The organism is Microcoleus sp. D3_18_C2, assembly GCF_036702395.1.
GTDB lineage: Bacteria > Cyanobacteriota > Cyanobacteriia > Cyanobacteriales > Microcoleaceae > Microcoleus.
In genome coordinates this window covers 53674-76461 of the sequence record NZ_JAUBTG010000026.1, presented here as the reverse complement: position 1 = coordinate 76461, position 22788 = coordinate 53674, and the positions used below count along the sequence as shown (strand labels likewise).

Sequence of the window (22788 nt, the reverse complement as noted above, 5' to 3'; positions counted from 1 at the left end):
AAAATAAAGATTACTTCGAGATAGAAAGCGAGTCGATAAATTCTAAACTCGCTTGTATAGCAACCCTTGCAGGATTTTGTCAACCTCTCTTTTCTTCCTTCCTCTCTATTACCTCGAACTTCGACATCGATCCGTTAGTTAAATCCGTCGAGCGAATCCGTTGCCGAACTTCCCTCTTCCTGCTAAACATTTAACCACTCAAGGAGTACCCTGGGCGCCGGCAACAAAATCATTAACAAAAGCCCGATCGCCATTAGCCCCAAAAAATCCCGCCGATCGTCCAATTCACTGACATCATTCAACGCCGGTTCGTCGTTTAGCGGCGTGAAAAACAAAATAATCGCCCACAGCAGCAAACCCTGTTCCAAAAAAGAAAGCAGCAGCATACAAAGTCTAGCAACTTGCCCGATCGCCATACTCGCTCGCTGGCCGAACATCGCGTGTACAATGTGCCCGCCGTCGAGTTGTCCCACCGGCATCAAATTAAACGCCGTCACGATCAAACCCAAATAACCCGCCACCGCTACCGGATGCAAATCGATCGCAGTTTCCGCATTGAAAGCACCACCCAAGGTTAACTTGCTCAACAAAGTCATCAGCAGCGAAAAACTGGGTTTGAAAGAGTCAAAATTTAACATTCCCGACTTGTCTGACAGCGGTACAATAGTCGAATGATTCAAACCCCAAATTAATAATGGCACTGTCGCCACTAAACCCGCCAGGGGGCCGGCAATGCTAACATCAAATAAAGCTCGGCGGTTGGGAATGGGACTCCGTATTTGAATGAAGGCGCCAAAAGTTCCCAAGAAAAAAGGAATCGGAATAAAATAAGGCAAAGTCGTGCGAATTTTGTAAAATCGGGCCGCTAAATAGTGGCCGGATTCGTGAATTCCCAAAAATGTAATTAGAGCCAGCGAGTAAGCCAAACCCTGCAGCAACATTGATGGGTTAGACTGCAAAGCTTGTTCACTAACTCCGGCAAGTCGCGTCCCGACAAGTGTAGTCGTAAACACCGTGATCAGCAGCAAAGCTAATGCAAAAAATGGCCTGGTTACAGATTCGGTTTTGACAGGAGTTTCGCCTGATTGGTGGCTGGGATTGGGAACTATAGCAAAAAAAGGTTGACCGCTCAAGCTGTTTTGAAATACTACTAAAAAGCGATCGCCAAACAGCCTCTCCACATTCTCCCGAATTGCCTCATAAGCCGCCTCCGGGTTCGTCCGCAACTGTCCGCGACAAATTACAGCCTGGGGCCGAAATTCCAAATCTCGCAAAAAGTAAATTGACCAAGGAAAACAATCGCGCAAACTCGCTTCTTCTGCTGCATCGATCGGCCGCACGGGCGGTTTTGGCTTTGCAGGTTCAGTCTCCGAGTCTGCTACCTGCTGTGCAGTTTCGGCGGTAATTTTCTTGCGCCCCAACTGTACCAAAAACCAATACAAAAAAGGGCAAACCAGAAAAGGTATAATTACCAACTCCGGCGGTACAGTTTTGCTCGTGCCGTAAACTAACATCCAACCACCCCAAATCAGCGCGGGCGCCATCATTACCAGCCACAGCAGCCATATCGGAGTCTTGGTGATGCGGCTGGTGCCGTTTTGCAACAAGTAGTAGGATATCAGCCCCAATACGAACAACCATAGTAAAAAGAACATAATATTTATCCCATTCCCTTCTGAAATACTTCCTTGAAACAACAGAGTTCAGTCTCCAAACAACCCAGGCCCGTGCTCGACAATATCCTGGCTTTCCCCCCTAACCGGGATACCCTGGGTGCAACAGCCTATTTCATTGTAGAAAACCAAACTAACATCCTGGTGGATTGTCCCGCTTGGGATGAGATTAACCAAACATTTTTGCGGGAACACGGCGGCGTGCGACTGCTGTTTCTCACCCACCGTGGCGCTATCGCCAAGGCGCGGGAGATTCAGGAAGCCACGGGGTGCGAGATCCTGATTCAAGAGCAGGAAGCTTATTTACTGCCGGGTTTGAAGGTGACGGTTTTTGAGCGAGAATTTGTTGTGAGCGATCGAATCAAAGCATTTTGGACTCCTGGCCATTCTCCTGGTTCCTCTTGCCTTTATCATAGTGGCAGCGGTGGAGTGCTGTTTTCGGGTAGGCACTTGCTCCCCAACCGAGAAGCCGCCCCAGTACCGCTGTTGACGGCAAAAACTTTTCACTGGCCTAGGCAAATTAACAGCGTGAAGTCAATTATCGATCGATTTTCGCCGGAAACTTTACAATATATTTGCCCCGGTGCAAATACTGGTTTTTTGCGGGGAAAAGGATCGATCGATCGAGCTTTTGAGAAATTAGCCAATCTGGATTTAGCTGTTTGTTTGCAGTCAAAACCTGAACCCTAAATGTATGCTACAACATCAAAAAATGATCTGACGCGCTAATTAAGCTGTCGCGCATTTAAATTGTATATTCAGGGCGGGCGGGACGCCCACCCACAAGATTTTTTTTTGACAGACAATTTAAATGCCGCAACAGCTTATAGCGGTAAGGTGCGCCCTTCGCACCCTACATTATTTTTCAGTCTCTTAGAGATGAAGTTCGTTGGTGAAGTAGCGGTTGAAACCGCCGATTCTTACCGTGGAAAAAACTGTGGAAAAAACCGAAAAACAAAAAATGCTCGCCGGTGAATTGTATTTAGCTGCTGATGAGCAATTAATTTTAGAGCGCCAGCGAGCCCGCCGCCTCGCCAGAACTTACAATTCTACCGGCGAAGACGAACCAGACAAACGGTTAGAAATTCTCGCAGAATGGTTCGGTGCAGTTGGCCCAAAAGTTGAAATCGAGCCACCTTTCTACTGCGACTACGGCAGTAATATTTATGCGGGAAACGGATTGTACATGAATTTTGGTTGCGTGATTCTCGACTGCAATCGAGTTAACATTGGCGAGAATTTGCTGTGCGGGCCAAATGTACAAATTTACACCGCTTTTCACCCCACAGACCCGGAAATTAGACTTTCTGGCCGGGAAATCGCCGCTGAAATTAATATTGGCAATAATGTTTGGATTGGCGGCGGCAGTATTATTTGTCCAGGAGTCACTATTGGCGACAATAGCACGATCGGCGCAGGCAGTGTTGTTGTCAAAAATATTCCCGCAAACGTCGTGGCGGCGGGGAATCCTTGCCGAATCATCCGGCATCTACCTTGATGTGGTACGATCGACACAATCGTGCGATCGGCTCCTTGGAGCTTAACCAAAAATTTTAGCTATTAGAACCGCCGGTTTGAGATTTTTAACGTAAAATCCCCGAAAAAAATCGTGGAATAAATCTCAAATCTCAAATCTAAAATCGCTTAATTTCTCGTTCCCGGTTTCCACACTACCAAGCTTTTCTTATGACGACTGCAACAGTTTATCCCAACGCTCCCGATCTCTGCACCGACGACTACATAGCAGTCGGTGTAGCTACCTGCTTCATCAAAGAAGAAGGCGAAGTTTTTGAAGTGCAAGTAATAGAAGCTATTCCCTCAGCAGCTTTAGAAGCAATTTTGAAGGGAATTCCCACATCCTATTTAATGATTTGCGGGACGACTTTGGGAGCAGTGCTCGACGGCGAAACACCCAAAATGTTGCCAGAATTCCCGACATCATCTCAGTTTAGTGAAGAATTTGGCTTTCGGGCGATCGCTGCTGCCCGCACTTACAAAATCCGCCCCCAAGCTCAACTTCACATTCCCTTGGGAACAGTTCGCAACGACTTTACTTATTCCTTAGAACGCAAAAGGGTGCTCAACTCCGAGCGCGTCATTCGCACTGAAGATAATGTGAAACAGCACGAACACACTCACAAGGTTCTTTAAACAAATCCCGCAACTGGGGCAATTTAACAGTGCCTCAGCCAGCGGATGCACCGCAAAAAGTTTTGATTTTTGAGATGTAAATAAAATATTTAACAAGTTTTTCCTTCATTAATAATGAACGAAAAATTTTCAATATTTCGTTATCAAGCAATAGTGCTGACAGTTTTTGATGACAACCGTAGAATAAGGGTTTTAAGGCGATTCAGCAATCGAACTATCAACTGAAAATCTAGGGTTTCAGACTACGAAGTAAAAACAGTCAGGACTTTTGATTAAGACACACACCAAGCATCTCAACCTAAAAAGTCTACTTCTCACATCACCTAAATAACATCAATTATTAACGCCTGTCAAAAAGAATTAAGTAGTTGATGATTTTTTTTATTTTGTCAAAGAAGTGGTATAATATTATTCCTGTTTAACAAAGTGATATCAAATCGAGTAGCATCAGAATTAATATTACCCACCGCTTTCGACACGGCAGTGCCGTGTCCTTACAATTAATCTGGGTAGGGAAACGGCACGGCCGTGTCCTTTATATCATAAGGAGTGTAACCGCAAACGATAGGAGCCGCTCGGCGGGAAAAAATTAAAAAATCCCCGCAATTATTGAATGCTAGTAGTTTAAGACTACTGGCAGGCGGGCGAGTAGATCGTAGGTGAGCTAAAGATTTCAATCTCACAAATTGGTCAAACCATGCGAAGCTTTGCGAGAGTAAAGTGGTGGAAATTAACTAGACTATTGCCAGCGGGATTAAAGGGCGAATACCTTCTTGGGTACCAAACTGCGCTCTTAATTTTGGGCGTAACAATTCTGGCAGCTAGCATCACTGGTTGTATGAGCTATCAAAGCGTTAGTCGCTTGATTATCACAAATTTAGAGCGAAATGCTTTGTTAGAAGTTAGGGAGCGGGCCAACAAGATCGATCGCTGGCTCGGCACTAGAAAGGCTGAGATCGAAGTCCTCGCCAATACTGCTCCCGTTCGTTCGATGAATTGGTCAGTGGCAGAGCCTTATTTAAAATCGGAAGTAAATCGACTACAAAAATTCCAATACTTCACATTAATTGATCCTGACGGTTCTTATTTCACCACAAAAGTCGGCAGAGCGTTGATTAATGTCAGCGACCGCGCACACTTCAAAAAGGCAATGGCTGGGGAAGTCTATGTTTCCGATCCTACCATTTCTCGCACGCTCAAAGGACAAAGTATTGTTCCCATTTCGGCTCCTGTGTGGTCAAATTCAGCAAATTCTATTGATAAAACAACCGAAAAGCCGATCGGCGTAATGAACGGCGTCATTAGCATGGCTCGAATTGCCCAAGTAGTAAGAAAGCTGGAATATGGCCCCGGAACTTACGCTTTTGTTCTCAATTCTCAAGGAGTGCCGATTGTGCATCCCGACGCTCGATTAATCGGAAATATCGACAATTCGGCTCCCAGTCTTTTAGAGTCTGCAGATGCTAATTTGGCAAATGTAGCGCGGGAGATGGTTTATCAAAAAACTGGCATTGTGCTGACTCAAATTAACGACGCCAGAGTTTATGTTGCCTATCTTCCTTTAGAACAAGCTGAATGGTCGATCGCCCTCGTAATTCCCCGCGACAATCTCGAAAAAGAACTCCTTCCTTTCAAGATACTAGCAGTAGCCGCCGGCGTACTTGCAGCAGCAGCTATTTTCTGTGCAATTGTGGCGCTCAAGCTGTTTGCCCTAAATGGCATTCGCAGTCGCACAGAAGCCCTTCTCCACCGCTTGACTGGCCGCATTCGCGCTTGCTTGGGCCTCGATCGCATCCTCCAAACTACAGTAGACGAACTCGGTACTTTACTGAAGCTCGATCGAGCAATTTTCGCCTGGTACGATCCCCGACAAGATACTTTAGAATTTAGCTGGGAATATTGCCGGGAAGGTTTGCCGGGGCGCTTGGGAATCTTTGGTGTTCCAGGAGGGCCCTCTGGAGATTTAGCTGCACGGCTTCACCGCTGCGAAACGATACTGCTACATAAAACCGCCGCCCCTGATGCCACAGCGTCTGAGGAACACGCCCATATCGAACTTACAAATAGTCACTACGCAGCAGTACCCGTACTAACCGAGAATCATCGGCTTGGATATCTGTTCGCCTGTGCAAACCGCCGATTTGCGAGTCCCGACGAGGTGCAAGTTTTGGAAGCAATTGCCGACTCGCTGGCGATCGCAATTTCCCAATCCCAACTCCACGGGCAAATTCAAGAAGAACTCAAACTTTTGGAAGAAGTATTAGCCAAACTCAGAATCACCGAAGAGCATTTAGTACAAAGCGAAAAAATTACAATGGTGGGTCAACTAGCCGCCGAAGTTGCCCAGGAAATCAATAACCCGATTAACTTTATTTACGGTCGCCTGATACACCTCAACGATTATATCAAAGATTTGCTTAGTATAATTCGCCTCTATCGCGAACAATATCCCGAACCTGTGCCGCGAATTGCCAAAAAAATAGAGCGTTGCGACCTAGATTTTATCAGCAAAGAGTTGCCACAAATCCTCAATTTTTTGAAAATAGGAGCCGATGGCATTCGCCAGATAGTCCTAGCTTTGCGAAAATTTTCACTTCCTGACGAAGCCAACAAAGAACACGCCAACGTTAATGAGAGCATCGACAATATTTTGCTGTTGCTGGCTCACAGACTGGAGCAAAAAATATTAGTAGTCAAGGAATACCACAACCTGCCGCCAATTTTGTGTTATCCCGCTCAACTGAGCCAGGTATTCGCGAGTCTGATCTGCCATGCTATAGATGCAGTTAAAAGTATTGAAAACTCGGCTCAAATTATTACTATCAAAACCGATATTTTCGAGGATGATACAGGTAGGTTTATTGTTGTATCGATCGCCCACAATGGTTCAACAATTCCGCCGGAAATTCAACAAATAATATTTGAGGAGTTTGGCCCTACTAAATCCTTTAAAAAATTTACAGGATTGGATCTGTCGGTGTGCTATAAAATTATTGTAGAATTGCACGGTGGCAGGCTGAAAGTTGAATCTCCGGTGCAACCTCAAATTAAATCTCAAACTGGGGGCGGTGCTGAGTTTATGGTAAAATTGCCGATCGTTTGATATCGCATTTTGCCGCCAGGAAAACCCGTCGCAAATCTTGCTAGTAAGCGGCGCGAAAAGCTTAATTTGGCTTCATAGGATCGTCAATTAAATAATTTCCCTTTTTTCTTGTAGGATGGGCGTCCCGCCCGCCCAGAAAGGACGGGCGGGACGCCCATCCCACAACAGTCATGAAAAGTGGATTTTATTTAATTCTCATCCCATAGTCAAGACTTTAGTCGTCATAAAACGGAGGGCTGAAGTCCTCAGTATAGAGCTAACTATCATTTGTTAAGAAAAATTGATAGCCTAGGATTAGGGAAATAATAAAGGTGCAACCACAGCAAACAACCAGCCTCCCATTACCAAGACTTCCGCAACAATTAATAAATTATTTCTGTTCATTTTCACATTAAGCATTTTCACATTAAGAGCGATCGACAAAAGAGCGAATTTTCTTCCACCAAGCAGCCGGCGAATCTTCCGGGCGATAGGCGGCATCAAACATCGACAAAATTAGCGGCAAACCCCCCACCTTCGCACTCATCAACAAGTGCATTGCCAGACAAAATACCAATACCACCCAACCAGAAGCGTGTAAATAATACCAAACCCGCGTCAATTCCCCAGCCGGCAGCCATTCTTCCTTAACCATACTGCCAGAAGCGATCGCCCAAGTCAGTGCTAGCAACATCAATGTATTCACAATCCGGTGCAAACTGTACCACCAAATCGGTTTTCCCAACTGCGTTAGTTTCCCAAAAGAATCCGGCTGCACCAAGCGTTTTTGGCCTGCGTGGAAACTGTACAATGCAAAAGCCGGCATTATTCCTAACAGCAACATCTTGCCAAAAGTGCCGTGAATCCCGATAATATCTGCAATCTGAGGCACGGGGACTTTGCCAAACCGCCCATCGTAGGTGTTGTAAACCAGAAATGCGCTCAAAATTGCTAAAAGGGCGATCGCAGCGTTAACCCCGTGCAGTAACCTGAGCAGCAATGGCTGGTAGGGTCTAGATTGCGGCATAGTCAATTCTGCTACTTGATAAATAATCTTTTACAGAATATAGCTAAGCGCTGATTTTTTCAACCCTCGCCAATTGTGAAATAAATGTGAGTCAAAAATGAATAGATTATGATAAAAACGCAATTATATCAAAACTTAGTGTAAAATAAAACAGTCAAGAGGAAGACTTTATTTATAACACCTAACATTTTACAAAAATGGATGCAGCCACTACCATTTTACTTTCCTTTGGACTAGCAGCAGATGCTTTTGCTGTCGCTGTTTCGAGCGGTTTAGCAATCAAGCACATGAAGGTAAATAAAGCTTTAAAAATTGCCTTATTCTTCGGATTTTTTCAAGCTTTAATGCCCGTAATAGGATGGTTAATCGGTCTTAGTTTTAGTTTTTTGATAAGACCGATCGACCATTGGATAGCTTTTGGGCTTTTGAGTTTCATTGGCGGGAGAATGATTTACGAATCGCTGCAAGGCGAAGAATGCGAGAAAAAGTTCAATCCCTTAGATACGGGGACTTTGATAACACTGTCGGTGGCGACGAGTATCGATGCCCTCGCAGTTGGCCTCGGATTTGCTGTGCTAAAAACTTCGATCGGCCCTGTCGTTAGTGCGATCGGATTTATTACTTTCTTTTTAGCCTTTGCAGGCGTGTTTATCGGACACAAGTGCGGCAACTTATTTGCAAATAAAATTGAGATATTGGGCGGAGCAATTTTGATTTTCATTGGCAGCAGAATCTTGTTTATGCACTTGACAGAAGTGCCATTAGTTATCGGCAATTAGTCATTAGTCAGTAGTTATTAGTCGAAGAGTGACATCAAAGTCTCTGTGGGCTGCAATTTCCAATTCCCAATTCCCAAAAAATGCTATAACAGCAATATTGTGTTAAAGGATAAAAATTTCGTGCTGAAACTTTACGGCCCAGGTCGCAGCAGGGCCTCAATTGTCAAGTGGTATCTAGAAGAAATAGCGGTTCCCTACGAATTTGTCACCCTGGATATGCAAGCAGGGGAACACTTGCAGCCAGAGTATCTCGAAATTAACCCGATCGGCAAAGTACCCGCGATCGCCGACGGAGATTTTAAACTTTGGGAATCCGGCGCAATTCTGCTGTATTTAGCTCAAAAACATGGTAAAATGCCAGACACTTTGGAGCAGCAAGCTCAAATCGTGCAGTGGGTAACGTTTGCTAACGCTACGTTGGGGCCGGGAATATTTACAGAAGCAACTCGCGATCGCGAAACTCCCAAGTTGTTAAAACCGTTAAATGAAATCTTCGAGAAACAGCCGTTTTTAATGGGTGATGAATTCGGCGTCGCCGACGCAGCAGTCGGGTCAATGTTGGCCTACATTCCGATGATGCTAAAACTCGACCTCAGTGCTTATCCGGCCGTTGTAGATTACATCAAGCGGATCACAGAAAGACCGGCATTCAAAAGTGCGATCGGCGGTAGCTGAAGGAAGGCACTACACGGATTAATTATTCATCTCTCTCTTCTCTTCCTCTGCGGTCTCTGCGGTCTCTGCGGTTAAATCATTCCGAAACAACCGTAAACGAGATCAGCCCAAAAACTCAACACGTAAAATCAGGGGCAATTCCAGAATTGCCCCTGCTTTTATTAAAATCAAACTTATCTAAATCCGACAGCCGCCTGCCAAACAAAAGCCAGCAGCAAGAAAAATACGGGAATGACTGGCAAAACATTAACCAAAGGCTCAAAAATCGAATAAGCTTCGGGCAGTTTTGCTAAGAGTAATGCAGCTTCCATGAATCAACCTACCTATCCAACAGAATTTTCTTGACACTCCTCAGCCTAAAGGCGTGAGGATTTTTAAGACTTTTGAGTCGTGAACAAACCTGACGGTCAACTGAGTACAGTTAGACCGGAGGCTTCTTTTTCCTTTTTTTCAAAGGCTTTTTATAGTGAGGTAGTTCCACCCCCACTTGCTAATATAGTATCAGAGTATTTCCAGATCATCTTGGGGTGTACAAGAATAATTGTCGGTTTCCGTACCTACACCCAACACGCCTTTCATCACGCGGGCGTAATTTATTCGGGGTACTTCGCGCAGCGCTCTGATTAATCCCCTCTAAATATACCGAGGGACTTCCCGGCTGGTAGTTAATATCCCTATTGCTAGGGTTCCCAGGCTGACCACGTATGCACGTTACGTGCGTAGTCATGTCTCCTCAAGAATGTTTTGGGCGTAGACTTTCCCCCAGTCCGGGGGTAGGTTTTTAAATCTTGTCTGATCTCGATAGCATACCACACAAAGCGCGTGGATATGTTTACCCAAATACCTAGGATTTCTGACTTCGCACGGTGTGGAAAAAGCCGTCCTACAACGACTGGGTTTTAAACCCAATTTTCAGATAATTGTCGCATATCTTCACCCAAGGCAATCACGATCGATCGACTGTCGGTGCAAGCCAGTAGGCAAACTCTTCAGTAAATCGATCGGCCAAAATCGCCTCCCGCATCCTCCCAGTAAAGCGAATCAACTCCGTCACATTGTGAATCGCCAGCAAAGTATACCCCAGCACTTCGTTAGCCCGCGCCAAATGAGCCAAATAAGCCCGACTGAATTTTTGGCAGGTATAACAAGGACAAGACTCATCCAGCGGAGCAAAATCCTCCCGGAACCGAGCATTTTTCAAATTCCAGCGTTCCCCACCAACAAAAGCCGTCCCGTGGCGGGCGAGGCGAGTCGGAATCACGCAGTCAAACATATCTACCCCACTCGCCACCGCCAACGCCATTTCCCGATAAGTCCCAATCCCCATCAAATAACGCGGTTTATTTGCCGGCAACAGAGGCGCAGTCACCTTCACAATCTCTGCGATCAAATCCCCCGATTCCCCCACACTAACCCCGCCGATGGCGTAGCCTGGTAAATCCAAATCTACCAACTGGTTCGCCGCGCGCGATCGCAAATCGGGGAAAACGCCCCCCTGGACGATGCCAAACAAAGCTTGATCCGGGCGCGAGTGAGCTTGAATGCAGCGTTGCAGCCAGCGGTAAGTGCGATTTGTGGCAGCCTCCACCTCCTCCCGCGTAGCGGGGTAAGGGGGACACTCGTCAAAGGCCATAATCACATCGGCGCCCAACTGATTCTGAATTTCGATCGATCGTTCCGGCGTCAAATTAATCATGCGGCCATCGCGGGGAGAGCGAAAAGTCACCCCATTCTCAGAAATAGTCCGCATTTGGCTCAAGCTAAACACCTGAAAGCCGCCCGAATCCGTCAGCATCGGGCCTGGCCAAGCCATAAATTTGTGCAATCCGCCGGCGCCTGCGACAATTGCTTCCCCCGGCTGCAAGTGCAAGTGATAAGTATTTGCCAAAACCATTTGAGAACCCGCCGCCTCAAGATGTGCCGGTGTCAAAGTTTTGACATTAGCTAGCGTCCCCACTGGCATAAATTTAGGCGTTTCCACCACACCGTGGGGAGTCGCAAAAACCCCTGCACGCGCTTGGGTATGGCTGCAATTAGCCTGACATTTAAAAGAAAATTTCGCCTTGTCCTCAGTCATTAGTCCTCGATGCTCGTTAACCGCTACTCGGCCGTCCGTGTTATTTGAGATGTTGCACCATTCTCAATTACTTGTTTAGGAACAGGCTTTTCGGCCTGTTCCACAAGAAAATTCACTCTTTGTGGAACAGGCCGAAAAGCCTGTTAACCGAGAATGGTGCAAGATGTGAGTGTTATCTAATCTATTGTTGATGACATCGCGACAAAAAACTCATGACCGAGAATTTCTAGATGGTACCCGCCACGTGATTTATCTCGCGCAAATCAATCCAAAACCGACAATCGAAAATCCTTGCGTCCCCCGAATTTATCTCGCGCAAGTCAATCCAAAATCGACAATCGAAAATCTAAAATCGAATGACCCCGCCCAAAAACGGAGACAAGTTTCCGACAATCGTCGTGGAGGGCAAAAAATTTTAGACCTTAGTTCTATCTCCCAGATTCACGGCGCTGCGAGTAAATCTAAAATCTAAAATCTAAAATCTAAAATCGACTGACTGACCATTAAAAGGGGGAATCATCTTCGTCCAATTGCAGATCCCAGTTGCCTGAGAGTACCTGATCGACAACCGCATCCAAAGCCGCAGCATTTAAATTCCGGGCGAATTGCTCTTGCAAAGGATTGGAGAGGGGAATTAACCGCAACAGCCGTCCGTCTTGAACCAGGTCAAAATAAGCACCATCTTCAGGAGACTGTTTCAGTTCCAGGTAATCAAAACTATACACGTTCAAATAAAGCGCATGGTTGGCAATCAGGGTAGAACGCTGGGGGTTGGCGAAGACTTCGAGTACATAACCTTCCCCTTCGCTATAAATCTGGCCATCTTGTATGTGAAGGTAGCGGACACGTCCTAAATCAAACAGCAATCTTTTGATATCGCGTTTGTTGACGACGATCCCTGTATCGATGATGCAAGGAGCAACTACCCTGTTATTCAATTGATCGTGACTCATGGAGTAAAAGCCTCTGTTGTAGTATTTTCCCGTCTTGAAAATCAGGGAGTTAGCTAGAATTCTTGGTACGGGAAACGCGGATCTTGAGTTTAGTCTTTTTAGATAGGGAGCTTGGGGATCGCTGCCGACAGAGGTTTTCCTGGGAAAAGAGCCGGCGACAGGAGGAATGCTCGATCCAAAAAACTAGGGTGTTACAGTCCAATTCTGGCACACGCTAATCGATTGACAACTGCATACCTGATGAAAAATTTTCTATCTTATGGTGCATGATAAATGGGTTCGCTCTACGATCGACTTTTTCCGGAATCAAGGCGCTGCCATCGCAGCCGCAGTCGCTTTTTATACTTGTTTGCCGGTACCGGTGTCCTGGACTTTGGAGTTTCGGGGCATTGCCCGCTTGGCACCGGCGATCGGGCTTTTGATTGGGGGGATGCTGGGACTGGGGGATGTTGGGTTGCAGTTGTTGGGAATGCCTGCTCTGACTCGATCGGCCTTGGTGGTAGTCTTGGGCATCGCCGTGACTGGCGGGCTGCACCTAGACGGCGCAATGGACGCGGCGGACGGACTGGCTGTACCCGACCCCGTGCGTCGGCTGGAAGTCATGCGGGACAGCGTTACAGGAGCCTTTGGGGCGATGGCTGCGATCGCGATCGTGCTGCTGAAAACTGCCGCTCTCTCGGACTTGAATAACTATCGGTGGCTGGCTTTGATGGGTGTGGCGGGTTGGGGGAGGTGGGCCCAACTGGTGGCGATCGCCCGCTATCCCTATCTCCGGGCCGAGGGTAAGGGAGCTTTTCACAAGGAATCGATTTATTCTCCTTTTGATTTTATACCGGGAGTGCTGTTGCTGCTGAGTTTGAGCGTGGTGCAAGTTGTCTTGGATGGCGATCGGTGGCTGTTGGCGGTGGGGATGGCTTTGGGGGGAAGTGCGATCGGAATTTTTGCCGGAGCCTGGTTTAACTACCGTTTGGGCGGCCACACGGGCGATACTTACGGTGCTGTAGTCGAGTGGACGGAGGCTTTGTTGCTGTGTCTGTTGGCTGCTTTGGAAGGGTAAGTTATGCCATGTAGCCATTGTTTTAGTGAAGACTTTAGTCCTCAATTTACCAAATAACAACTGTTCTAGCAGGTGGAAATCCGCACTCAATAGCAATGGTTTTCATCCTGTATGCCTTCAAATGCCACCCTAGATTAGATACAGCAAACCTCAAAGTTTAAAGAAAGCTATGGGATACTTTATTGCTGCGATCGTCCTCGCAATGTTAATTTGGGCTGGGTTCGAGATTGTCCAAACAATCCGCAATTGGGAAACGAATCCCGAACAAACTACCAGCAAAATTCAAGCTGAAATGGTCAAAGAAACATATCGCGGTCAATTTGGTGCAGATGCGCTGGAGGGAGGGAGTCAGGCTGTCGGAAACGCACTCCACGCCGGCCACTGCGCCGCGGAAGCTGCTGCTTGCGAATCTGCTCCAAGTGCGATCGGTCATGTGGTAGAAGGCTTGTTGCACGTGCTACACCATTAATATCGTGTCTGCTAGCGTAAGTTGTGCAAGTGTTTTTGATGCTGTAGGGGCTGGTTTTACCAATAATTTTTGACGCACAGAAACAATCTCATAAACCCGCCCCCTCACAACTAATAACCTATATCAACCTTGACTTTTATCAAATGGAAAAAATGTACATTGAGGTTTAACCTTGAGAGGGGGCGGGTTTATGGGATTATTAGTTTTTGGCGTAAATGGTTGATAAAACCAGCCCCTAGGAGAGCGCACATGATACAAAAACGAACCAACCGAACCAGATATAACAACACAAAATGAATGGAAAATGCCACTGCAAATTTTCCATTCATTCTCACTTTTTAGGCTTTCGGCTCGACCCAAACCGTCATCCCCTCAACCCTCAAACCTTTGCCGCGAGTGCCGCAATATTGACCGTTAGCAGTAACAGGAGTATCGCCCACATTCTGAATGTGAGCCGTATAAAATACGTCGTATTTATCAGCTTGCGGCCCAGTCAGTCGCGCGGCAAATCCCTCAATCCGCTTAGCTTTGCCCCGGAAACCGGCTAACTCTCCTTCCGAGAACCAAGCAGTATCGCCAACTCCTTCAACGTGAGCCATGTACTGCAAATTTAAATCGGCAACGGGAGGCTCTATTTTAATTTGAAATCCTTCGACGCGGCGGCCTTGAGCTTTAGTACCCGCATATTCTCGATCGCTAAAAGTTCGATCGCCAATTCCTTGAATATGCGCCAACACTTTTAAACCCACAGGCGCCACAACTTGGGAACTCGCAGACGGCGCGATCCAAACTTTGATGCCCTCTATTCTCAAAGCTTTGCCGCGAGTGCCGCAATATTCGCCGTTGGAGGACACATCGGTGTCGCCGATATTCTGAATGTGAGCGCTATAAAATACGTCGTACTTATCAGCTTGCGGCCCGCTCAACCGCACCGCAAATCCCTCAATTCGTTTGGCTTGACCCCGAAAACCCGCCAATTCTCCTTCGCTAAGCCAAGGAGTATCCCCAACACCTTCGACGTGAGCCATGTACTCGACATTTAAGCCGGGAATTGGGGGATCGATATTAATTTGAAATCCTTCGACGCGCCGCCCTTGACCCTTAGAACCCGCGTATTCTTGAGAACCGAAAGTTCGATCGCCAATTCCCTGAATGTGCACCAAAACTTTGATTCCCAAACCGCCCTCTACTGCCACCGGTTGTTGAATGTCCCGAGGTGCCCCAAAAACAATGTTCCCGGAACCGGTTGTCTGAAGAGACTTAGGTACTTCCACGCTGGGAACAATAATTACCTCGTGCATGGGGACAGAAGGCGCGGGGGATTCCAAAATCTGGATCTGTGGCGCAACTGTAACTTGTTTCGGTGCCACATTTCCTGACGGGATGACAATCACTTCTGGCAAAGGTTCGGCGCTGATTTTTTGTTCTGGCGCTGGTTTAAATGCGGGTTCGACTTTTGCAGGTGCTGCTTTTACCATCTCAGCAATGGTTAATTTGCCTCTGGAAATGGCTACGGCTATTTGTTTGCCAAAAGCGGCGCTGACTGTTTCTTCGAGAATTACCCACTGTTCGTCGTCTAATTTGTCTTGCTGTTCCACCAGGGCGAGGACTGCTGAAACTGGGTGTTTGCCGCTGACTAAGGATTCTGCGTCGGAATGCAGTTGAGTTGGGGTGGATTCGGAAATCGCGCGCTGCAGTTCGCGGGCTCTGGCATGAACTGATTGTAAGGGTGCGAAGTCGCTTTGTTCGCGGTGGGCGATCGCCAATACTCGATCGATCACTTTCAATGCTGCATCGCGAATTTCTGCTTTACCTTCAGAAGCGGAGGCAGTCTCGACTAAGTTTTGAATGTCTTTGAGGGAAGTAATTTCCCCCGGTGCGATACCGGATTTGTTGAGATCGAGAGCTTGTTTTTGGACTGCGGCAAAGTTGCGACTGTAGGCGGCAACTTCTTGCAGCAAGCTGTCGGAGGGAGGAAGGCCGGAGTCTTGCAGTTGTTTTGCTGCCATTGATAGGCGATCGGCCAAATTAGCATAAGTTTCCGATAGTCGGGCTATTTGTTGTAGCAAATCTTTATGTGGTGCTTCCATATGTCTTGCAGTAAATATTTAACTTGCTGATTATAGACGTTGAGCGTCTTCTGAAGGTAGAAGGCAGTAGTCAATGGATTTTAGATTTTAGATTTGAGATTTTAGATTGAAGCCTTGACCGCACGGATAAATTCGGGGGCTCCTTTATCGGATACAGGTTTTTTATTTCTGGACGGATGAACCCGGGGGCTTGTATCCTAGACGCTTTCGGTCATTAGGATCGTCAATTAAATAATTTCCCTTTTTTCTTGTGGGACGGGCTCTTAGGCCCATCCCACAACAGTCATGAAAAGTGGATTTTATTTAATTCTCACCCTTAGTCATTAGTCCCAGGGAAGAAGAAAAATGCTCCCCCTCTCCGACTCCTCCACTCGGATACTCTCCGACTCCCCCATCCAGACACCCGGACACTCTCCGACTCCCCACTCTCCGACTCCTCCTCTGGTATCCCCCGCGTGATCTCCGTCACAACAGTGCAAATACTTAGTCACACTCTGCGACTCCGGCTGTCACGAGTGGCCCGTCACAATGTCACACCTATTGAGCAATAGCCGTCACTGCTGATTCTGTGAAAACATTCGATACTTAGGCTTGAACCAATAAAATCCCGAAGTGTTATGGTACTAATTCGCGACCTCGCCCAGCAAGCTCTGGCTCTGGGCTATCTAACCCTTGAAGCCGAAAATCAACTGCGGCGGATGTTAACTACCACCCATTATGACTTGGAAGACTTAAATGCTTTTATGGCTTTGCAACTAGCAGCTATGTCTGGAGGAGTGAAACAAGAGTCTCGCGAGCTAAAAAAGTTTGAAATCTTTGGCGAGACGGCTTCCGAAACTTCCTGTTAGTAATTAGTTGGCTTTTGATTAGTTAAAATTTAGTAAGGGACATTTTTACCGTGCAGGTTCGTGAAGTTGTAAAACAAGCTATTGCCGCTGGATATCTGAGTTTGGAAGCAGAAAATGAAATGCAGAAGATTTTTTCCTCAGCCAAGTGTGATTTGGAAGATTTGAATGCTTTTATGAGCTTGCAGTTAGCTGCGATGGCGGGTCGGGTGAGGCAAGAGTCTTTGGAAGTGATTAAAATGCCAAATTTCCATGATAGGAATTAATTTGTTATTCAATCATCTGGGGATATAAATATTAAGCTTTATTTAAAATAAAGGGTGAAAGCATATAATTATTGGCTGATTTATATACTAATTAATTTAAAAAATATTGGTATTTTGCTTCAAGGGGTGTTAAGCAAATTCACTAAAATTGAAATAAATATTAAAATGAAGATTTAAGTGGATAGTGAGGACTTCACTCATCAAAGGTCAGGCTGGATGACCGGATGACCAGACCTGTCAAGGCGTAGTCACAGTGTTTGGTTCGTAAAATTTGAGCATTATTATTGAGATGTTGTTTAAGCTGTTCTACCTTGAAATTGTCTGTTAAAAAACAATCAAAGTTTTGTGGGGAGTAGGGGTTGGGCGTCCTGGCTGCCCTGAATATACAATTTAAATGCGCGACAGCTTATGGTTAATTATCTATCAAATCGAGAATATTTCTCGCTCGCCCCAAGCAGAGATTTCCAGCGTTTTAGCCACTTTTTAGCCGTTGCATAATTGCGGGATGATTTTGATTGTTTTTTTGTGGAATGGGCTCTCGTAAGCTGTTGCGGCATTTAAATTGTATGTCAAAAAAAATCAAAGTCTTGTGAGGTGGGCGTCCCGCCCGCCCTGAATATACAATTTAAATGCGCGACAGCTTAGCCCGAAAGCGTGTATTTTCACCGCAGGCGGAACCCCCCACAATATATTAGTGTCAACTTAAGCTTTTAGTCCGCCAGTCCTCCCGCTTACCCGTCAGTCCGCCAGGGAATGAATTCCCTGTCGAGAGAGCAAAAGTCCTCTCAAAGAGGACTGAAGAACTCATTAGTCCTCATAGCGAGGACTTTCGCTTTGATGGAGACTCTTGTTGAAACCCGTGCTGGAATAAGGGTTTAACGTTAAGTTAACACCAATGCCCACAATAATCATCCTCAAATTGTGTAACGCTCCTTTTTCACCTTATTGACAGATATGGCTGGGATAATGGCAAACAATTTACGATCAATGATTAACTGGGGTTGGTATGAAACAGCTAATATTATTTTCCCTCCATCGACCGTAATAAAGTTAGTTCGTAGTGAGTAATTTAACCGTCATAAAACTAGCTCGTACTTCCGTCGTCACTCCAAACGTTATAACGGTTATAATACCCGATTTTCTATCATCACTGAGACTATTTCCTACGACTTCGACGCTCTAACTCTTTAATTCCTCTCAGAACAAAGAGCGACATTAAAGCGCCAATTAAGGCCAGTTGCCACAACCCGCATCCTGCAGCCGTTCCTAAAGCTGCTGACACCCAAATAGCGGCGGCAGATGTGAGCCCGTGAACTTCAACTTTGCCTATTTCATGTCGATTTTGCCGCAGGATTTCTCCGCCTCCCAAAAACCCAATCCCGGCAGCAACGCCTTGAATTACGCGCGCTACAGCATCTCCTCCGTTTTCATTTTTCCCCATTGCCAGCGGCATTAAAACAAACAGCGCACAACCCATACTAACTAGCATATGAGTTCTCAATCCCGCTGGTTTATTTCTGAGTTGGCGCTCCCATCCAATAATTCCGCCAACAAACATGGCTAGGCACAACCTTAAAAGTATGCCTAGCCAATTATCGGGAGACCACAAGTTAGCGATCGACAATGTTTTACTGCAAATAATTGATTCGGAAGATACCAATATTAGCGGAGCACGATGTCCGATCGCAATCTCACTGCCAAATCTTGTTCCGGGCGAATCACCAGCACGTCAACGCTGCGCCGCCCCAACAATACTCCAGCTAAAGCGCCGATCCCAACGCCTCCCAATACTTCTTCAGTCGCGATCGCTTTGTCGCCGGTAATGCCTGCGAGTGCAGCCGCAGCAGCAGCACCCAAGGCTGCACCTTGCGCTACTGAACCTGTGCCAGCACCTTTTTGGACTCTTTCGGTTCGGGTAATAATTCCCGAATAGCCATCAATCCGATAGCGTTGGCGGCGGCTGATAATTAACTCTCTGGCAACAAATTGAGTACCGATTTGATTGCCTCTTCTGACAGGTTGCAGTGCCCCGACTATCTGGCTGCCTCCGGGGATTAACACTCTGCCTTGAGGTGTGCGGATGTCTTGCGCTACTGTTAAAGTTAAAGGTGAAGTTTCTTCGCGGGTGACAACTATTTTGTCTTTTTCATACCTAACTGGAATTACACTGCCCGACGGAATTCGGATGCTATCAAATTGGGAAATTCTTTGTTGGGCTTCTGCGGGAGTAGCTACCACCAGCGGCGCGCTGGTTCCCACTGTAATGCCCAGTGCGAGGATTGCTGCTGTTGCTGAACGCCATTTTTGAGAAGTAATCATATAAATTGTCTCCTTGCTTCGGTTTTTGTTTACTTAGGAACGCACTACTGCTAAATTTGTTTCTGGTTTCGCATTCATCTGATGTTTTGATTATGGCAGGCTGGAATTCTACCAGTTGGGAAGATAAGGTTGATAATCAAGAAGTTGAAAATTTGGAAAAATCGAGAAAATCCCCAATACAGGGGCGATCGGGAAGATAAGGAAGATAGTCAACAGCCAGTCGATTTTAGATTTTAGATTTTAGATTTTAGATTTTAGACTTGACTCCACAGATGAATCTGGAAGCTGGAAAGTAGGTGTAAAATATTTCGCTTGTCAACAGTCAACAGTCAACAATTAATTGTTGAGAGCGTTTAAGGCTAGCAATCCAGCACCGAAAGCTGGTTCGTATCGGGGCGAAATTACCTTAGCTTTTGGGGCGATCGCACTTATGGCTGCTTCAAACCGACCTCGGCAATTTGCCTCTCCACCCCACACACCTCCTACGATCACAATTTCAAATTCTTCTGTTTGGTTAAATAGCGCTGAAATGGCTATTTTGGTTGAATAGGTTAATTCTGCTACAGCATTATTGATAATGCAGTCAGCGACGCGATCGCCCTCTGCTGCGGCTTGTTGGACAATCGGCGCTAAAGCAGCAATTTCTTTGACTCCCCAACCGCGCCCGTAAACGACTTCTACCAATTCTTCTAGGTTATTGAGGCCTAAATGCGTTTGAAATTTTTCCGCAAGCACGGTAAAATCTTCGCGTCCGTCATAGAACTTCAAAGCAGCTTGCAAACCCTGAAGGGCAATGTTATATCCGCTGCCTTCATCGCCTAAAATATATCCCCAACCGCCGACTCGTTTAGTTTTTCCTTGACGGTTTTGCCCGAAAACAATCGAACCTGTTCCTGAAATAACGGCGATACCTACTGGATAACCTGTACCGCCAGCAAGTGCGATCGCGCAGTCGCTGCTAATTACTATATTCCTGGGCAGGAACGATCGGGTTACTGGTAAAGTATTCGTCAACTGCAAGTTCTGCACTACAAATTGCACTATTTCACGATCTTTTGGACGCCCGACGCCTGCTAGTCCCAGACCAATTGCTTCTATGTTGAGATTGCTATTCGTCTCGATTTTAGCGGACAGAACTGCTCGTTCGATCGCCAATTGGATGGATTCTTTGGCTGTCTCAATTCCCAGGGTTTGATAATTGGACGGCCCTGCTTCACCCCGTCCTAAAACAAGGTGGTTGTCATCCATTAAAAGGCAGATTGTTTTAGTGCCGCCGCCGTCGATGCCGAATACGTAGCTCATGAATAATTTAGAGAATAATAGAGCAACCCAGATTAACAGATATCTCTCTATTCTACGCTTTGTACAATCAGATTAAACTGAGATGTTGTACCATTGTCAATAAGCCTTTTATGAACAGGCTTTCCGGCCTGTTCCACAAGAAAATTAATCTCCTGTGGAACAGACCGGAAAGCCTGTTCTTCAGAATGGTGCAAGATGTGAGATTAAATCGACAGAGCAATGCTAATAATAATTAAACCTAATAATGCTAACCAAACCAGATGGCGCTGACACCAATTTTTGATTGATTGCAGCCCGTCGCCGCTGCTGTAAGGAATCGTCTGTGGCACAAGTGGCTCAGCTCGATCGTGATAAAGCGTGCATTCTTTGGCAAAAGGACGCTGCGGGTAGTTGCAAGTATCGTCTTCGTGATAAATACAGGTAGCGCACAGAAATTCTTCGGGTTTCGATCGATAAAGAGGGATACCCGGATGACCGAAAGCTTTGAGGGGGATTTTGCAGTGTGGACAGGCGAGCGCTTGGGCGTCTACAGGTTGGTGACAGCGGGGGCAATCAGGCATAGACAGCAGGGTGATGGGGTAATGTGGTGGGTAGGCTCATTAGCGGGTTTTCCGAACGCCGAGAATGGGCGATCGGCTCGCCATCAGGCGGCTGGATGCTCCAAAATAGAAAGGTAGGTGTGCGCTGATGTAACTTTAAGTTTACAGATGGTTTCGCAGCGACTGCAGGCGACCTGAGCCGATCGGGTATCAAAGGGCAAACATTAGGAAAAATCTATGGATAACAATAGCAACTTACTCAAACAACTGGTAATGCTGGGCATTGGTACTACCTCTCTGGTGGCAGAGAAATTGCAGGAAGTCAGCGAGCAATGGGTCAAAGATGGCAAAATCAATCCTGAGCAAGCCAAAACCTTTGTCGATGACATGACGGAGCACATCAAGTCTGAACAGGGGAATTGGGAGACGCAGTTGCAGCGGCAACTACGGAATATGCTGCAAGATATGGGAGTCCCCCGACAGTCCGAAATGGATGAGTTGCGGGGAAGGCTCGATCGTTTGGAACGTCAGATGCGGGATTTAGAAAACCGTAACTGGCGCTGAGTTCGCTCCTCTTCTGCAAGCTTCGCTAACGCCCGCGAGAAGTTGGCTGCTATCTTGTGATAAGATTGTCACCCGAAGGCAGAAGGCTAAAAAAGGCACTTATGTAGAAGCCATTTATGTAGAATAACAAACATTTTGACTTCATACTTTTGCCTTTAAAATTATCTGATACCTGCCGTTTTTTGGTGGAAAAGTTCAGATAAAATTTGGTAGTTCTTGTTGTACTAGATGTCTTAGATATCTGAGATATCGCGGTTAAAAGTATTAGGAGGATTAATTTTGCGAGGAGTTCTAGTCAGCTTGGGAGTAATGCTGGTTTGCTTTTTGTTTTTGATAGTCGCTCAAATGGGCGGTTCTGGGTCCCAAGCAGTTGCAGCCGAATTGAACAATCTTTTACCCGAGACTGCTATTGAGAAGTTGTCAGCGCAGTCTTTGAATGAAAATAGCTTGCTAGTAGCTGATGCTACTTTACCGAAGGTACCAGCTACTATCGCTGGCAATAACATGACTGATAATACTGAGAAAACTGTTAATACTGAGAAAACTGTCACCACAGATTCAGGTCTGAAATATGTTGAATTGACAGAGGGTAAGGGGGCGACTCCAAAAACCGGGCAGACGGTTGTCGTACACTACACTGGAACTTTGGAGGATGGCACGAAGTTTGACAGTTCGCGCGATCGCAATTCACCTTTTCAGTTCAAAATTGGCGTGGGTCAAGTAATTAAGGGTTGGGATGAAGGTGTCGGTACGATGAAAGTTGGAGACCGGCGCAAGTTGATTATTCCCCCTGAACTCGGTTACGGCGCTCGCGGTGCGGGCGGGGTGATTCCTCCTAATGCTACGCTGATTTTTGATGTGGAATTGTTGAGAATCGGTGGCTAGGTAGCTCAATCTAATTCAACGTAAAACTTTTACGG

22 protein-coding genes are annotated in these 22788 nt (G+C 46.3%); 12 read left to right on the top strand and 10 right to left on the bottom strand.

Features of this window, described 5'->3' with window-relative positions; genetic code table 11:
• Positions 1-182 precede the first annotated feature (182 nt).
• A complete protein-coding gene (locus QUA88_RS17010) occupies positions 183-1655 on the bottom strand; it encodes a site-2 protease family protein (protein WP_333053858.1) in 1473 nt (490 codons plus the stop codon).
• Positions 1656-1688: 33 nt separating this feature from the next.
• On the opposite strand from QUA88_RS17010, the gene QUA88_RS17005 reads away from it, so the two are divergent.
• From QUA88_RS17005 to QUA88_RS16990, 4 genes are all read left to right on the top strand, one after another.
• Entirely contained in the window at positions 1689-2363 is a 675-nt protein-coding gene (locus QUA88_RS17005) for an MBL fold metallo-hydrolase (protein ID WP_333053856.1), read from the top strand.
• Between the two features lie 247 nt (positions 2364-2610).
• Positions 2611-3171, top strand: coding sequence for a sugar O-acetyltransferase (locus QUA88_RS17000; protein ID WP_333053855.1), 561 nt, complete (start codon positions 2611-2613; stop codon positions 3169-3171).
• 188 nt (positions 3172-3359) lie between these two features.
• Complete coding sequence (locus QUA88_RS16995; RefSeq protein WP_333053853.1) at positions 3360-3824, top strand: hypothetical protein; 465 nt, start codon at positions 3360-3362, stop codon at positions 3822-3824.
• Positions 3825-4566: 742 nt separating this feature from the next.
• A complete protein-coding gene (locus QUA88_RS16990) occupies positions 4567-6927 on the top strand; it encodes a cache domain-containing protein (protein WP_333272762.1) in 2361 nt (786 codons plus the stop codon).
• 406 nt (positions 6928-7333) lie between these two features.
• On the opposite strand, the gene QUA88_RS16985 is transcribed toward QUA88_RS16990, so the two are convergent.
• Positions 7334-7933: a cytochrome b/b6 domain-containing protein gene (locus tag QUA88_RS16985; RefSeq protein WP_333053851.1), complete on the bottom strand. Its 600-nt coding sequence runs from the start codon at positions 7931-7933 to the stop codon at positions 7334-7336.
• Between the two features lie 197 nt (positions 7934-8130).
• Between QUA88_RS16985 and QUA88_RS16980 the strand changes: the two genes are divergently transcribed.
• Entirely contained in the window at positions 8131-8712 is a 582-nt protein-coding gene (locus QUA88_RS16980) for a manganese efflux pump MntP family protein (RefSeq protein WP_333240070.1), read from the top strand.
• A gap of 120 nt (positions 8713-8832) precedes the next feature.
• Positions 8833-9387 (top strand): glutathione S-transferase family protein, encoded by a 555-nt coding sequence (locus tag QUA88_RS16975; RefSeq protein WP_333240148.1) that lies wholly within the window; start codon positions 8833-8835, stop codon positions 9385-9387.
• A 173-nt stretch (positions 9388-9560) separates the two neighbouring features.
• On the opposite strand, the gene QUA88_RS16970 is transcribed toward QUA88_RS16975, so the two are convergent.
• The 3 genes from QUA88_RS16970 to QUA88_RS16960 all read right to left on the bottom strand — a co-directional run bounded on the left by QUA88_RS16970 (position 9561) and on the right by QUA88_RS16960 (position 12417).
• Positions 9561-9698, bottom strand: a complete 138-nt coding sequence (locus tag QUA88_RS16970; RefSeq protein ID WP_006634808.1) for a photosystem II reaction center protein K — start codon at positions 9696-9698, stop codon at positions 9561-9563.
• Positions 9699-10333: 635 nt separating this feature from the next.
• The gene (gene tgt / locus QUA88_RS16965) at positions 10334-11464 is read right to left on the bottom strand and encodes a tRNA guanosine(34) transglycosylase Tgt (protein ID WP_333240068.1); all 1131 of its coding nucleotides are present in this window, start codon (positions 11462-11464) and stop codon (positions 10334-10336) included.
• Positions 11465-11967: 503 nt separating this feature from the next.
• A complete protein-coding gene (locus QUA88_RS16960; RefSeq protein ID WP_333053847.1) occupies positions 11968-12417 on the bottom strand; it encodes a hypothetical protein in 450 nt (149 codons plus the stop codon).
• Between the two features lie 259 nt (positions 12418-12676).
• Here QUA88_RS16960 and cobS point away from each other — a divergent pair, with 259 nt between their 5' ends.
• Both cobS and QUA88_RS16950 read left to right on the top strand, forming a co-directional pair.
• On the top strand, positions 12677-13474 hold the full coding sequence (gene cobS, locus QUA88_RS16955; protein WP_333272757.1) for an adenosylcobinamide-GDP ribazoletransferase: 798 nt from the start codon (positions 12677-12679) through the stop codon (positions 13472-13474).
• Between the two features lie 169 nt (positions 13475-13643).
• Positions 13644-13943, top strand: a complete 300-nt coding sequence (locus QUA88_RS16950; protein WP_333207093.1) for a hypothetical protein — start codon at positions 13644-13646, stop codon at positions 13941-13943.
• A gap of 338 nt (positions 13944-14281) precedes the next feature.
• Here the strand turns inward: QUA88_RS16950 and QUA88_RS16945 are convergent, their stop codons facing one another.
• Positions 14282-16033, bottom strand: a complete 1752-nt coding sequence (locus QUA88_RS16945; RefSeq protein WP_333272754.1) for a hypothetical protein — start codon at positions 16031-16033, stop codon at positions 14282-14284.
• A gap of 617 nt (positions 16034-16650) precedes the next feature.
• On the opposite strand from QUA88_RS16945, the gene QUA88_RS16940 reads away from it, so the two are divergent.
• Together QUA88_RS16940 and QUA88_RS16935 are read left to right on the top strand one after the other, a co-directional pair.
• Positions 16651-16881, top strand: a complete 231-nt coding sequence (locus tag QUA88_RS16940) for a hypothetical protein (RefSeq protein ID WP_333053842.1) — start codon at positions 16651-16653, stop codon at positions 16879-16881.
• Between the two features lie 50 nt (positions 16882-16931).
• A complete protein-coding gene (locus QUA88_RS16935; RefSeq protein ID WP_333053841.1) occupies positions 16932-17144 on the top strand; it encodes a hypothetical protein in 213 nt (70 codons plus the stop codon).
• Between the two features lie 1156 nt (positions 17145-18300).
• Here the strand turns inward: QUA88_RS16935 and QUA88_RS16930 are convergent.
• From QUA88_RS16930 to QUA88_RS16915, 4 genes are all read right to left on the bottom strand, one after another.
• Positions 18301-18702 carry an MgtC/SapB family protein gene (locus QUA88_RS16930; protein WP_333053839.1) on the bottom strand — a complete coding sequence of 134 codons (402 nt, stop codon included), beginning with the start codon at positions 18700-18702 and terminating at the stop codon, positions 18301-18303.
• A 104-nt stretch (positions 18703-18806) separates the two neighbouring features.
• Positions 18807-19463, bottom strand: coding sequence for a hypothetical protein (locus QUA88_RS16925; RefSeq protein ID WP_333053838.1), 657 nt, complete (start codon positions 19461-19463; stop codon positions 18807-18809).
• Between the two features lie 336 nt (positions 19464-19799).
• Positions 19800-20765, bottom strand: coding sequence for a BadF/BadG/BcrA/BcrD ATPase family protein (locus tag QUA88_RS16920; RefSeq protein WP_333053837.1), 966 nt, complete (start codon positions 20763-20765; stop codon positions 19800-19802).
• 203 nt (positions 20766-20968) lie between these two features.
• Positions 20969-21325, bottom strand: a complete 357-nt coding sequence (locus QUA88_RS16915; protein WP_333053836.1) for a zinc ribbon domain-containing protein — start codon at positions 21323-21325, stop codon at positions 20969-20971.
• 216 nt (positions 21326-21541) lie between these two features.
• Between QUA88_RS16915 and QUA88_RS16910 the strand changes: the two genes are divergently transcribed.
• Positions 21542-21868, top strand: a complete 327-nt coding sequence (locus QUA88_RS16910) for a phasin family protein (protein ID WP_333053835.1) — start codon at positions 21542-21544, stop codon at positions 21866-21868.
• Between the two features lie 279 nt (positions 21869-22147).
• Entirely contained in the window at positions 22148-22753 is a 606-nt protein-coding gene (locus QUA88_RS16905) for an FKBP-type peptidyl-prolyl cis-trans isomerase (RefSeq protein ID WP_333053834.1), read from the top strand.
• Positions 22754-22788: the final 35 nt, after the last annotated feature.